This window comes from Dehalogenimonas sp. W (assembly GCF_037094495.1).
In the GTDB taxonomy this organism is placed as follows: domain Bacteria; phylum Chloroflexota; class Dehalococcoidia; order Dehalococcoidales; family Dehalococcoidaceae; genus Dehalogenimonas; species Dehalogenimonas loeffleri.
This window is the reverse complement of sequence record NZ_CP146612.1, coordinates 353,818-367,227: the sequence shown is the minus strand read 5'-3', so window position 1 is coordinate 367,227 and position 13,410 is coordinate 353,818. Positions and strand designations below refer to the sequence as shown.

The 13,410-nt window shown below is 52.6% G+C and carries 12 protein-coding genes; 6 read left to right on the top strand and 6 right to left on the bottom strand.

The annotated features are described in order from the left end of the window. Positions 1-21: 21 nt before the first annotated feature. Together V8247_RS01835 and V8247_RS01830 are read left to right on the top strand one after the other, a co-directional pair. Complete coding sequence (locus tag V8247_RS01835; protein ID WP_338738198.1) at positions 22-720, top strand: response regulator transcription factor; 699 nt, start codon at positions 22-24, stop codon at positions 718-720. Continuing rightward, positions 701-1,804, top strand: a complete 1,104-nt coding sequence (locus V8247_RS01830) for a PAS domain-containing sensor histidine kinase (protein WP_338738196.1) — start codon at positions 701-703, stop codon at positions 1,802-1,804. Before V8247_RS01835 ends, V8247_RS01830 begins: the two co-directional genes overlap by 20 nt. A 91-nt stretch (positions 1,805-1,895) precedes the next feature. On the opposite strand, the gene hisI is transcribed toward V8247_RS01830, so the two are convergent. Both hisI and hisA read right to left on the bottom strand, forming a co-directional pair. Continuing rightward, on the bottom strand, positions 1,896-2,246 hold the full coding sequence (hisI, locus tag V8247_RS01825; RefSeq protein WP_338738194.1) for a phosphoribosyl-AMP cyclohydrolase: 351 nt from the start codon (positions 2,244-2,246) through the stop codon (positions 1,896-1,898). 49 nt (positions 2,247-2,295) lie between these two features. Continuing rightward, positions 2,296-3,003, bottom strand: coding sequence for a 1-(5-phosphoribosyl)-5-[(5-phosphoribosylamino)methylideneamino]imidazole-4-carboxamide isomerase (hisA, locus tag V8247_RS01820; RefSeq protein ID WP_338739281.1), 708 nt, complete (start codon positions 3,001-3,003; stop codon positions 2,296-2,298). A 268-nt stretch (positions 3,004-3,271) separates the two neighbouring features. On the opposite strand from hisA, the gene V8247_RS01815 reads away from it, so the two are divergent. Together V8247_RS01815 and V8247_RS01810 are read left to right on the top strand one after the other, a co-directional pair. Further along, positions 3,272-7,189 (top strand): PAS domain S-box protein, encoded by a 3,918-nt coding sequence (locus tag V8247_RS01815; RefSeq protein WP_338738192.1) that lies wholly within the window; start codon positions 3,272-3,274, stop codon positions 7,187-7,189. Beyond that, entirely contained in the window at positions 7,186-8,088 is a 903-nt protein-coding gene (locus V8247_RS01810) for a GGDEF domain-containing protein (RefSeq protein WP_338738190.1), read from the top strand. Before V8247_RS01815 ends, V8247_RS01810 begins: the two co-directional genes overlap by 4 nt. A gap of 65 nt (positions 8,089-8,153) precedes the next feature. Here the strand turns inward: V8247_RS01810 and V8247_RS01805 are convergent, their stop codons facing one another. From V8247_RS01805 to V8247_RS01795, 3 genes are all read right to left on the bottom strand, one after another. Next, complete coding sequence (locus V8247_RS01805; RefSeq protein ID WP_338738188.1) at positions 8,154-9,101, bottom strand: ribose-phosphate pyrophosphokinase; 948 nt, start codon at positions 9,099-9,101, stop codon at positions 8,154-8,156. A 58-nt stretch (positions 9,102-9,159) separates the two neighbouring features. Further along, the gene (gene glyA, locus V8247_RS01800; protein WP_338738186.1) at positions 9,160-10,407 is read right to left on the bottom strand and encodes a serine hydroxymethyltransferase; all 1,248 of its coding nucleotides are present in this window, start codon (positions 10,405-10,407) and stop codon (positions 9,160-9,162) included. A 119-nt stretch (positions 10,408-10,526) separates the two neighbouring features. Beyond that, positions 10,527-11,297: a prepilin peptidase gene (locus tag V8247_RS01795; RefSeq protein WP_338738183.1), complete on the bottom strand. Its 771-nt coding sequence runs from the start codon at positions 11,295-11,297 to the stop codon at positions 10,527-10,529. 162 nt (positions 11,298-11,459) lie between these two features. Between V8247_RS01795 and V8247_RS01790 the strand changes: the two genes are divergently transcribed. After that, entirely contained in the window at positions 11,460-12,062 is a 603-nt protein-coding gene (locus V8247_RS01790) for a PD-(D/E)XK nuclease family protein (RefSeq protein WP_338738181.1), read from the top strand. 33 nt (positions 12,063-12,095) lie between these two features. On the opposite strand, the gene V8247_RS01785 is transcribed toward V8247_RS01790, so the two are convergent. Then, entirely contained in the window at positions 12,096-12,302 is a 207-nt protein-coding gene (locus tag V8247_RS01785; RefSeq protein ID WP_338738179.1) for a superinfection immunity protein, read from the bottom strand. A gap of 127 nt (positions 12,303-12,429) precedes the next feature. Here V8247_RS01785 and thiL point away from each other — a divergent pair, with 127 nt between their 5' ends. Next, positions 12,430-13,404 (top strand): thiamine-phosphate kinase, encoded by a 975-nt coding sequence (gene thiL, locus V8247_RS01780; protein ID WP_338738177.1) that lies wholly within the window; start codon positions 12,430-12,432, stop codon positions 13,402-13,404. Positions 13,405-13,410 lie beyond the last annotated feature (6 nt).

The window sequence follows — 13,410 nt, the reverse complement described above, 5'->3', positions numbered from 1 at the left end:
GACTCCGGAGTGAGGAATTAAATGGCAAAAATAAAAATACTTATCGCCGATGACCACGCGGTTCTTCGCGAGGGCATGCGTCGCCTGCTGGAGCAGGAAAAAGATATGGATGTGGTGGGAGAGGCTTCCGACGGCGAGGAAGCGGTCAGCTTGGTGGATGAGCTTAAACCGGATGTAGTGCTGATGGACATCGTCATGCCCAAGCTGACCGGTGTAGAAGCCACCAAACTGATCAAGAAGGTTAATCCGTCCACCTGTATTCTGATTCTGACGGCTTATTCTGATATTCGTTATATTCTGGGGTTGCTGGAGGCCGGCGCTTCCGGTTATCTGCTGAAAAGTGCCCGGGCTGATGAAATCGTCGGTGCCATCCGGGCTGTCCGATCGGGTGAATCCGTTCTGGATTCCATGGCCACCCGGAAATTGTTGGAGCGGGTAGTCAACCTGTCCAAGGAAGTACCGGATGAAAAAGGCCGGGGTCAGCTATCGCCCCGTGAGATTGAAATCCTGCGTTTGGCAGCCCGGGGTATGAGCAACCGGGACATTGCCGAGAAACTGGGGCTTTCCATGCGCACCGTTAAGGCGCATCTGTCCAATATCTTCAATAAAATGCGTTGCTCCTGCCGTACTGAGGCTATCGTCAAGGGTTTCCGTGAAGGCTATGTAACCCTGGAAGACGTGCCGCAGGGCATTGAAGCCTATGAAAAAGAAAAAATCTAACCTGCCGGATCAGGATTACCGCTACCTTTTTGAAAATGCCTCTGACGCCGTCTGGGTGGAAGATCTGGATGGGGAAGTCATCTATGCCAACCGCGCCGCGGAACGGCTGACCGGATTCTCTGTTGGTCAGCTTATTGATGACGGGGTGCTTCGTTTTCAACCCGATGACGGTGACACTGTCGCTGGTATCAAGCAGCGGTTATTGGCCGGAGAGGACTGCCAGCAGCCGTATGAACAGCGGATTATTCGGCGGGACGGTTCCGCCGCCATCTGGCGGGTGGCCACCAGTCTGCTCAACATCTGCGGCGAGGTCAAAGGCTTTCAGCACATCGCCCGCGATGTTACTACTGAGCGACAGACCCAGGACAACATGCGCTTCTATGTTCAGGAGGTCATTCGCGCCCAGGAAGACGAGCGCAAGCGGGTAGCCCGGGAGCTGCACGATGAAGTTTCCCCCTCTTTGTTACTACTTATTCAGCGCATTGACGCTATTGTGAGCAGCAGCCGCCTGAAGCTGACCGATGTGATGAAGGAAAAAATGGAAGACCTGCGGGTGCAGACCGTGGAAGCCTTGGAAAGCACCCGGCGTATCGCCCAGGACTTGCGTCCCCGCATTCTGGACGATTTGGGACTGATACCGGCACTGGAGTGGATGGCGGATAACCTGATTAAAAAGCATGGTATTGAAGCTAAAGTGGTCATCGGCGGCACCGAGTGTCAGTTGCCCAGTGAAGTGCAGTTGCTCTTATTCCGCATTGCCCAGGAAGCGCTCAACAACATCCGCAAACATTCTGAGGCCTCCAATGTGGAAATCACCGTAACTTACGGCGAACAGAAAACCGTGGTGGCCATCTCCGATAACGGCCGCGGTTTTTCCATTCCGGAACGCGTCGGCGACCTGGCCGCCATCGGTAAACTCGGTCTGGCCGGCATGAGGGAGCGGGCGCAGCTAATCGGCGGTTATTTTTGCGTCCATAGCCAACCAGGACATGGCACGGTGGTCTCAGTGGAGGTCCCCAACCAGGGCAATATGTGTGATCTACATGCCCGGAAGAATGGGCTTGAAGCCCGGCTGAAAGCCTAGCGCGCCCCGATGGCGGCGGGCATTTTAAAGCCACAAAAAAAAGACTGTGAGCAACTCACAGTCTTTTTAACTGAATTATCCGGAAATTATACTAGCCTTCGGTAGCGGCGACGTGTTCCGCGGTCAGCGGTTCAAAGAAACAGCTTACCTCGCCGGTGTGGCAGGTGGGGCCGGCTGGTTCAGCTTTGACCAGAACGGCATCGTTGTCACAATCCAGCCACAGTTCTTTGACTTTCAGCATGTTGCCGGAAGTGGCGCCCTTGTTCCAGAGTTCCTGACGGGAACGGGAATAGAACCAGACGGTGCCGGTCTTGAGTGTCAGTTCCGCGGATTCCTTGTTCATGTACCCCAGCATCAGGACCTGGTTGGTGTTAGCGTCCTGCACGATAGCGGCGACCAGCCCTTTGTCATCCAGTTTGAGACCCTTGCCTTTGACTGCCAAAATATTTTCTCCTCCGATTTTTACTCAGGTTTATAGATTCGGTTAATGATTACTGACTCAGCGCTTCCCTGAGGTCAATAGCTCCGGTATAAATGGATTTGCCCAGAATGGCAGCGGAAGCCCCCAGGAGCTTGAGGATTTTCAGGTGGCTCAGGTTGGCGATGCCGCCGGAAGCGATGACCGGTGCTTTTATGGCGTGGATCAACTCGTACAGCGCGGTGAAGTTGGGTTCGGTCAGCGTGCCGTCTCGGGCGATGTCGGTGAAGACAAACCTTTTTACACCCAGCTCCATCATTTGGCGGGCGAATACTATCGTCGGCAGGTCGGTCGCCTCCTGCCAGCCTTTGACGGCCATCTTGCCGTCGCGGCAGTCAAGGGACACGATGATGGATTCACCGAAATTCCGGCAGGCTTCGCGTACCAGTTCCGGATTTTCTACTGCCGCGGTCCCCAGCACCACCCGGTCTACTCCGGCATTGAGCAGTTTTCTGATGCTTTCCACGTCACGGACGCCGCCGCCCAGTTGCACCGGAACTACGGCGGATTGGGCAATCTCGGAGATGATGCTGAAGTTGACCATTTCACCGTCTCTGGCGCCATCCAGGTCAACTATATGAAGCCTTGGGGCTCCTAAAGATTGCCACTTCAGGGCCACCGCCAGCGGGTTGTCGGAGTATACTGTTTCCTGGGCATAATCACCCTGGAACAGGCGCACGCAACGGCCGCCGCGAATGTCTATGGCCGGAATGATTTCTATGAGGTATCTCCGTTCTACTCTGCTTTGTTGAAACGGGGCATATTATAACATTTTACGTTGAACGCGGCCAATATGGTAACCGAGGCGACCGGGTCGGGGACAACCGGCCTCTTTGTCATTCTGTTTGAAAAACGTACGGTAGTTAATAATAAACGGTCACATGGAATTAAAATATTGGACAATCAACGGTTATTGCCGTAGATTTAACGTGGCAGTTGAACATTGAATGCACCTTAACTGATGATTACAGGATTCATCGGGAGGCACCATGAAGGATAAAGATATCAGGCAAACCGGCGGGGAAGAGACCGACAGTTACTACCAACGGTTGTTTAACAGTCTTCCGATGGGATTGATGGTCCAGGATTACTCAGCCGTTAAGCCGTATCTGGATAATCTGGTCGTTTCCGGCGTCAGTGATATCGGTTCGTATTTGGAAAAGCATCCAGATGAATTAGGCCACTGCATCAACCTGGTGAAAATAATTGACGCCAATGATATGGCGGTTCGGCTTTTCCGGGCGTCTGATAAGCAATCATTAACCGCTTCCTTGAGACGGCTTTTCGCTGACCAGTCAGTCGCATTATTTGCCCAAAGATTGGCGGCACTGATGCGTGGTGAATCCTACGCAACGGAGATTTACGGACGGCTGTTCAACGGTGAAACGGGACATGCGCAGGTGAGGGTGCATATCTTGCCGGAGTATCAGGCAACGTGGGAAAGGGTTCAGATAACCATCACAGATATCACTGAACGCAAGGCGGCGGAAGAAAAACTTCAGGCTAGTGAGTCAAAATATCAGTCACTATTCGAGGATAGCGGTGAGGCTGCCTTCATGCACCGGCCTTCTCCGGAAGGTTTGCCGGGTGTATTTCAGGAGGTCAATGAGGCCGCTTGTGAGTTATTGGGTTATTCCAAAGCAGAATTGTTGACCCTCGGTCCAAGGGACATTGTAGTTTGGGAAAAAGCCGGGGTAACTCCTCCGAACATCACGAAAAGACTGGAGACTGACAAGAAAGTAACCATGGAGTCCACATACCGACACAAGGATGGGCATGAGATTCCTATTGAGGTGAGTATCCATAGGTTTGATTTACAGGGCAAACCCGCGGTCTTAACGCTTGCCCGCGATATCACAGAGCGTAAGAAAGCCCAAGATGCGCTGCTTCAGGCCCAGGCCCAGCTTGAACTGATGTTAGGGCAGATACCTTGTATCTTATGGTCAATGGATAAGGACTTGAGATACACCACTGCCTCAGGTCTTGGATTACAGACTTCAGGCCGCACCCCTGGTGACCTAGTCGGTAAGACTATTTTTGAATATTCCCCCAAGTTTACTGAGTCTAGTCCCTTTGTTATCGCCCTCAGACAAGCCTTAAGCGGTCAATCCCAGGTTTTTGAACAGACTTCGGTGCTGAATAAACGGACCTTTCTGGTATATATGCAGCCGTTGTTTAATACAATGTCTGAAATTGGCGGGATTGTCGGCGTCAGTGTTGATATTACAGAGCGAAAACAAGCTGAGGAAAAACTGAAGCGGTCTTCGGAAGAGCTGGCGCGTCAAAATGTGTTTATTCAAGCCATCATTGATAATTTGCCCATCGGGCTGGCGGTGAACAATATTGGTGACGGCAAGGCCACCTATATGAACCGCAGCTTTGAGGAAATATACGGCTGGCCCAAAGAAGACATTGTTGATATCAGTTCCTTTTTTGAAAAGGTCTATCCGGACCCGGCATACCGGCAGACTATTACTTCTCAAATAATGGCGGATATTGCCAGCGGCGACCCGGGGCGGATGGTTTGGGACGGCATAGAAACAACCACCAAATCCGGTGAAACGAGAATCATCAATGCGGTTAATATTCCGGTGGTGGAGCAGGGCATCATGGTGTCCACTGTCCGTGATATTACGGCAAGGGTAAACGCTGAAAAAGCGTTGAGAGAATCGGAGGAGAAGTTCAGGCTCCTGGCCGAAAACACCGAAGCTATTCCCTGGGTGTATGATGTCGTCCTTGACCAATGGGCCTATGTCGCCCCGCAGGTGAAAAGGATTATCGGCTACGAACCGGAAGAATGGACTGATATAAAATTCTGGACTGACCGTATCTACGAGGAGGACCGCGAGTGGGCGCCTTTATATTGCGACGAATGCTCCAAAGCCGGCAAGCCGCACACCTTTGAATATCGGTTTATTAAGAAGAACGGCGATTTAATCTGGCTGCGTGATGTAGTCAGTGTAGAAATGCGTGACGGCATTCCGGTTAAACTTCGCGGTTTTATGCTGGACATCACTTCGCAGAAGCAAAAAGAGGCAGAGCTTTCTCAAAGTCGGCGGCAATTTGAGATTCTGTTTATGGATTCGCCGGTTTCAATAATGGTCCATGACAAGGGCACCGGGGAAATCGTTGATGCTAACACCAAAGCCTGGGAGAGTTACGGTTTGACCTCGCTGGAGGAATTAATAACCCATGATATCTTCACTAAGGCGCCCTTTTCATCTGCCGAGGCCTTGGCCTTAATCCGCAAATCTGCCGAGGAAGGCCATCAGGAATTTGAATGGTTTAGCCGTCGGGCAGATGGGACGGGGTTCTGGGAATATGTTAATTTGACTACCATGGTTATTGGCGGTGTGGAGCGGGTGGTGGCTTCTTCAATTGACATCACTGCCCGACGCCAGGCAGAACAGCTTGCCGTTGACGCTGTCCAGGAATGGCGGGTTACCTTTGACTCCATAACTGACATGGTGGCGATTGTGGATGCCGACTATAAGATAGCACGGGTCAACGCCGCCTTTACCAGGGTTCTTAATACCAGACCGCATGAAGTGATTGGCCGGCATTGTTACGAAGTAATTCACGGCAGGAATACGCCTCATCCTTCATGTCCTCACAGCCGAACTTTTGAAAACAACAAAGTGGAATACAGTGTATATTTTGACGAAAAATTGAACTTTTGGGTGGAGTCAACTTCTTCGCCCATTCTGGGCGACCAAGGCCAAATAACCGGTTCAGTACATATCATTAAGGATATCAGTGATCGCAAGCGGGCTGAAGAAGAGCAGCACCAGTTGCGGGATAAAGCGGAGATGTCCAGCCGGTTGGCAGCGGTAGGTGAAATGGCCGCCGGTATCGCCCACGAAATCAACAACCCGCTGACCGGTGTTATCGGTTTCTCTGAATTATTACTGACCAGGCCTGATGTGCCTGAGGATATGAAACAAGAGCTGACCATCATCAACGAAGGCAGCCAGCGGGTTAAAGGCATTGTCAGGCGCATGCTCACTTTTGCCCGCCAGTCCAAGCCGGAAAAGAGTTCCGTTGATATCAATGAACTTATTGAAAATACCCTGGAACTCCGGGGCTATGTCCTCAAGACCAGTAATATTGAGGTGGTCAGGGACTTTGAATCCCGGTTGCCCCGGGTAACTGCGGATGCCGGCCAGTTGCAACAGGTGTTTCTTAATCTTATTGTTAACGCTGAATTTGCCATGAAGCAGGCGCACGATAAGGGTATTTTAGTCATAAAGACTGAGAGGATTGACGGGCATATCCGGATTTCAATTACGGACGACGGCCCCGGCATGTCCGCTGAGGTTAAGGCCAAGCTTTTCCAGCCGTTTTTTACCACCAAAGAGCCTGGCGAGGGCACTGGGATGGGCTTGGCATTGTCGTTCGGCATTATCAAGGAGCACGGCGGCAGCATCACCGTGGAGAGCGTGGAAGGTTCGGGCTCCACATTTATCATTGAGTTACCAGTTGCGACGGCGGAAACAGCCCCGTCTGCAGTACCGGTACCGGTTGCTCCGTCGCCTGCACCGGCTAAAAAAGGCAGAGTTTTGGTGTTGGATGACGAGCCGACGGTAGGGATGTTGGTCAAGACTATTTTGACCGGCTGTGGGTATGAGGTAACCAATTGCCTGGTCCCGGCGGAAGCTCTGGAAAAGCTGCGGCAAGGCGGCTATGATTTGCTGATTTTAGACATCCGGATGCCGGGGATGAGCGGTATTGAGTTTGTTGAAGAGCTTCGGCACCGTTGGCCGGAATTGCTGAGCCGTATTTTATTTATTACCGGGGACACTTCTGACCTGACGACCAGAGAATATTTAAACACTCATCAGATTCCCTTTATCACCAAACCGTTTGAAAAAAAAGAACTGGAAGATAAGGTTAATGCGTTGTTATGATACAAGCCGAATTAGTTGAAACGCTGCTGGACAATCTGAGCGAAGGCGTTTACTTTGTTGATTGCGAAAGACGGATTTCCTATTGGAATAAAGCCGCTGAAGCCCTGACCGGAAGGACCGCTGCTGAGGTTTTGGGATTTCGGTGTGCTGATAATATCCTGGTTCATACTGATGACAAAGGCACAAGTTTGTGTTTAAATGGTTGTCCGCTGACGGCTACCATGGCGGATGGTCGGCCTCATGAATCCTCGGCTTTTATGCTGCACCGGGACGGCCACAGGGTGCCGGTGAACATCAAAGTGATGCCCATGCGTGATGAATCAGGCGTCATTATCGGTGCTATTGAAACCTTCACCGATAATTCACAAAACTTTCAGCTTCAAGAACAAGTCGCTGAACTGGAAAAGCTATCGCTTATTGATGAACTGACCCGGGCCGGTAACCGGCGTTATGCCAATATTACCCTTGAAACCAAGTTCAATGAGTTCAACCGTTATGATTGGCCTTTCGGTGTCATCATGTTTGATATTGATAATTTCAAGTCAGTCAATGATGTCTATGGTCATGATACCGGAGATGACGTGTTGAAGATGATAGCCCGGACTATTATGGCCAATATCCGCAGTCCTCAGTCATTATTCTTTCGTTGGGGGGGGGAGGAGTTCGTGATTGTGGGCACTAACGTTGATGGTATACAGCTTTATGAAATCGCTGAACGGATGCGCAATCTTGTCGCCGGTTCCATGTTGACGAGACAAGACCGGGAAATATGCGTGACTGTCTCTGCGGGGGTGACGGTTGCCAGGCCTGGCGACGACCCGGATACCATTATGCGGCGAGCGGATGACCTGATGTATGCCAGTAAAAAAGCGGGGAAAAACCGCTGTACCGGGGATTAAACAGGCACATGGTGTTAGGTGAAGCTAATTGTCAATGAATCTTCTGAGGCACCAAATCAAGGAACTCAGGAATCCTGTTGGAACATAGCGCCGACCGATAATCCGGTATGGATACGGTGGATGGCTTCACCCAGAAGCGGGGCGATGGACAGCACGGTAATTTTATCCAGTTTCTTCTCGGGACGCACCGGCACGGTGTCGGTGACGATGACCTCTTTGACCGGAGAGGCGGCGATGCGTTCAATGGCCGGGCCGGAAAAGATGGGGTGAGTACAGCAGGAATAAACCTCGGACGCCCCGGCTTTAAGCAGAGTCTGCACTGAATTGATCAGCGAACCGGCGGTATCTATCTCATCGTCAATGGTTAAAGCAATGCGGCCCTTGACGTCACCGATGATGTTCAGGGTTTCGGTGCGGTCATCGTTGCCTAATCGCCGTTTCTCAATGATGGCCAGCGGGGCGTTGAGCCTTTCCGCAAAGTCCCTTGCCCGTTTGGTAATGCCGATGTCCGTAGCCACCACCACCAGATTTTCCAGATTCTTTTTCTTGACGTGATTGGTAATCAGGTTGATGGCGGACAGTTCGTCAACCGGGATATTGAAAAAGCCCTGAATCTGGGCTGCATGGAGGTCAACGGTCAACACCCGGTTCGCCCCGGAGGTGGTCAGCAGGTCGGCGATCAGGCGGGCGGTGATGGGCACCCGCGGCTGGTCCTTTTTATCCGTGCGGCCGTAACCATAGTAGGGGATGACGGCGGTAATACGGCCGGCGGAAGCGCGCTTCAGCGCATCAATCATAATCATCGTTTCCATGATGCTCTGATTGACCGGCGAGGAGAAAGGCTGAATCACGAAGGTATCGCGGTTGCGTACGTTATCCATGATGCGGACGAAAGTATTCTCATTGGAGAATTCAAAAACCTGACAATTGCCCAATGGGATGCCCAGATAATCTACCACGGCATGAGCCAGATCAGGATTGGCGTTTCCGGAAAATACTTTCAGTTCATCCATTAGTCAGGCGCCTCACAATTTCTAGTCTCTAAGAATACACAACCGGCTTATGTTCAGATTAATCGGTTATTCCAGGCACCGCAAAATTAGCGGTCAACTCTTTCACCTCCGAGGCGATGCGGGACTCAGTGTCGGTATTACCGAAGTTTTTGATAATCTCGTTGATCCAGGCGGCGATTTTAACCATTTCGGTTTCACCAAAACCACGGGTCGTTACTGCTGCGGTCCCCAGCCGTATGCCGTTGGGAGCCGTGGGTTTCTGGCCGACGATAAACGGTACGGTGTTGCGGTTTACCACAATATTACAGCGGCCCAGGGCTTCTTCGGCATCCTTGCCGTTGACGCCGGTCGCGGTCAGGTCCAGTAGCACCAGATGATTGTCTGTGCCGCCGGAAACCAGCCGGAAGCCGGACTTCTCCAGTTCCTGCGCCAGCGTTTTGGTATTTTTAAGAATCTGGGCGGCGTATTGGCCGAATTCCTGAGTGCCGGCTTCTCTGAAAGCCACGGCTTTGCCGGCGATGACATGCATCAAAGGGCCGCCCTGAATGCCGGGGAAGACTGCCGAATCAATGGCGTGGGCGTATTCCTCTTTACACAGCACAAAGCCGCCGCGGGGACCGCGGAGGGTTTTGTGGGTGGTCGAGGTAACGATATCGGCATAGGGTACCGGAGACGGGTGCACCCCGGCGGCAACCAGTCCGGCGATGTGGGCGATGTCTACAATCATTTTAGCGCCGACCCGGTCGCAGATATGGCGGATGCGTTCAAAGTCAATAATGCGGGGGTAAGCTGACGCCCCGGACATGATGACCTTGGGCTGGCTCTCATCAGCCAGTCGTTCCATCTCGGCGTAATTGATGCGCTCGGTTTCCTGATCCAGGCCGTAAGCAACCACGTTGTACATTTTTCCGGTGAAATTAGGTTTGGCGCCGTGGGTCAGGTGTCCGCCGTGAGACAGACTCATGCCCATTATGGTGTCGCCGGGTTTAATCAAGGCGAAGTACGCTGCCATGTTAGCCTGAGCGCCGGAGTGCGGCTGAACATTGGCGTGTTCGGCGCGGAAAAGTTCTTTGGCGCGGTCAATGGCCAGGGCTTCAATATCGTCCATGTTATGGCAACCGCCGTAATAGCGTTTGCCGGGGTACCCTTCGGCGTATTTGTTAGTCAGTGAGGAACCCTGCGCTTGCAGAATCGCCCGGGAAGCGTAGTTTTCTGAAGCGATAAGATTGATGGTTTCCTGTTGCCGGGTGTCCTCGGCGGCGATGGCATTATAAATAATAGGGTCGTCAAAACGGAGTCTGGTCATCTGTTCATTTCCTCACAACTCAAGCCGCGCAACGGCACGGCCTAGGAATACCGGTATTATAACAAATCAGAAGGGTCGGGGATAGTGGTTGTAGTGTCCTTCAACTATCAACCGTTGAATTAGTTCAGGAACAGCCCCAAATACCAGTCTATCAACTGACTGCCCCAGAGAAAGGTGATGAACATGGCCAGGGCGAGGAACGGCCCGAAGGCGATGGCCTCGCGGCGGCCTTTGCGCCGGAAAGCCAGTAATCCAATGGCCACCAGTCCGCTGGCAATCCAGGAGAGAATAACGGCCACGATAACGTTAGGCCAGCCGGTAATCAGACCCGCCAGAGCACCCAGCTTGACGTCGCCTTCGCCCATACCGCCGCGGGAGACGATATAAACCACCAAAAAGATACCGAAACCGGCGACGGCGCCGATAACAGCGTTCAGAAACGTGGGGGCGAGGTCAATCTGTCCGGCAAAAAGGCTGATCAGCAGTGCTATGCCCATAGCCGGCATCAGGATGTTATTGAGAATGAGTTGGTGTTCCAGGTCAATCACAAAAATAACGATGGTTACTGCGGCGTAAAATAAGCCGACCCATAACTCCGGCGTGAGGCCGAAATACAGGTAAAGAAAGGCGAAGGCCAAACCGGTCACGGTTTCCACCCAAAAGACGCGGGCGGGTATTTTTTCGCCGCAGGTCCGGCAACGCCCTTTAAGCGCCAGCCAGGATATTACAGGTATCATATCGGTGACTGAAAGCCGGCGGCTGCAACCGGGACAGCGTGACGGCGGGGTGACGATGGATTGTTCCCCGGGCATCCGGTCGGCCATGACATTGAGGAAACTGCCGATGACGGTGCCGAATATGAAAAAGACGATTGCGTAAGCGGATTCCATTGGCGGTAATTATAGGCGCTGTAAATCCTAAATGACAAACTGTGGTTGCCGGACAAGTGAATCGATGGCGGGTCGTAGGGAGATACCGAAGACTGATATAATCTGGCCATGACCCGGAAACGTAAAAGTCCATATGTATGGATAAGCTGGCTGGCCAAATTAATGGCCGGTGAAGTCCAATGTCATTGGTCCGCCTGGTTTCGGGCGCACTGCACTGAGTATGAAAAGGCACCTTCGGATTTTAAACAGGCCGCCTGGATGGTGGCCCATAATCAGGGCCTGGATGAATTATGCCGGCGTCAGGCCGGGATAACGGCCATGTTTAAAGAAGAGCAGAACCAATTCAAAGTATCCCGTAAGGGTGGGCTGACTATTTCCGGCAAGCCTGACCTGATTACTCTGGAAGAGGGCGGGCTGACAACAGTTTACGACGTCAAGACCGGCGCGCCGCGGCATTCAGACCTTATCCAGGTGATGCTATATATGTTGCTGTTGCCTTATGGTTCGCCGTTATACCGGGGAAAATCCCTGAAGGGGTGTGTGGTTTACCGGAACGCCGAATCAAGCGACATTCCCGCTGCGGCGGTTGATACGGAATTTCAGCAACGGGTGACTTATTTTCTGGATTTGTTGTCGGCTGAAAAGCCGCCGAGGCGGTCTCCCAGCCATTCCGAGTGCCGTTATTGCGAATTAACCTCAGCCGATTGCCCGGAACGGCTGGCGGATGATGTCCCTGATCTACCCGATACTGAATTGCCTTTCTGAGGGGAGGCAGTGCCTCTAATCATCGGCAGGATTTTACTTTTTGACCGACCAGACCAGTGCGACTACCCAGCCGATAAAGGTCCAGCCCAGCAGGAAGTTCAACAGGAAAATCGCCAGGGCGTTGCGGCGTTTACTCGCAAAGGCGATGAAACTGGGCAGAAAATAGATAACCAGGCTCAGAAAGAACGATATGAGGCCGAATATACTGGCGAAGAAAAAGCCGAATAAACCTTCCAGCATGGGACCGTCCTCCGAAATACAAGTATTGATTTTAGCTTACCTGAAAAGTGACCGCCGGGCAAATAGTCGCCGTCAATCGGGCGGATGAGAACAAATATGATATAATCCGCAGGTGGAAATCAGCGGCTTGACCGAATTTGAACTCATTGACCGCATCACTACCGAGATTAACCGGATACCGCCGGTGGGTTCGGAGCTGCCGTTTATTGGTATCGGCGACGACACCGCAGTTTTTAAAAGTCTTCGCGGTTATCAACTGGCCACCATGGACGCGCTGGTGGAAGGCGTTCATTTTAAGAAACAATATTTGGATTGGACCTGCCTGGGCTGGAAGGCCCTTGCGGTTAACCTGTCTGATATCGCCGCTATGGGCGGTGCGCCGGTTTATGCTCTGGTGTCCCTGGGCCTGCCCGGTGATGTCGCCGTGGAAGATGTTGTCACGATGTACCGTGGAATGGCAGATTTGGCGGCCCAAAACGGCACGGTCATTGCCGGCGGTAACATCAGTCGCGCCGGGGAACTTTCGGTTCACGTCGCCGTTACCGGCACGGTACAGTCAAAATCCAGAGTGCTGTTACGTTCTAAAGCCCGAACCGGTGATTTGATTGCCGTTACCGGCTCTTTGGGTGCCGCGGCCGCGGGTCTGAAATTGCTTGAAGGCACTTTGAAAGCGGACGTAAAGGAGGCCGATGAACTTATAGCCGCTTTCTGGCGGCCAGAGCCGCGGCTGACGATCGGGCGGCAGCTGGTGGCCCACGGCGTCAAGTGCGCTATCGATATCAGCGATGGTTTGTTGGCGGATCTGGGACATCTGCTGCAGGCCGGTAACGTCGGAGCCAGGCTTGAGGCGGCCCGGATCCCGGTTCATCCTGCCGTTGCAGCTGTCGGTGGAGACAAAGCACTGGAGCTGGCAATAAGCGGCGGCGAGGATTATGAACTGCTCTTTACCGCTCATCCGGCGGTCATGGGTCGAGTGGTCGCAGCAGCGGAGTGTAAGGTAACAGTGATTGGGGTGGTAACCCGTGATGCGGGATGTCTTGATTTTCTTGAGGCTGACGGCCGGGCTGCGGCATTAAATAACCGCGGCTGGCGGCATTTTTGATTGACG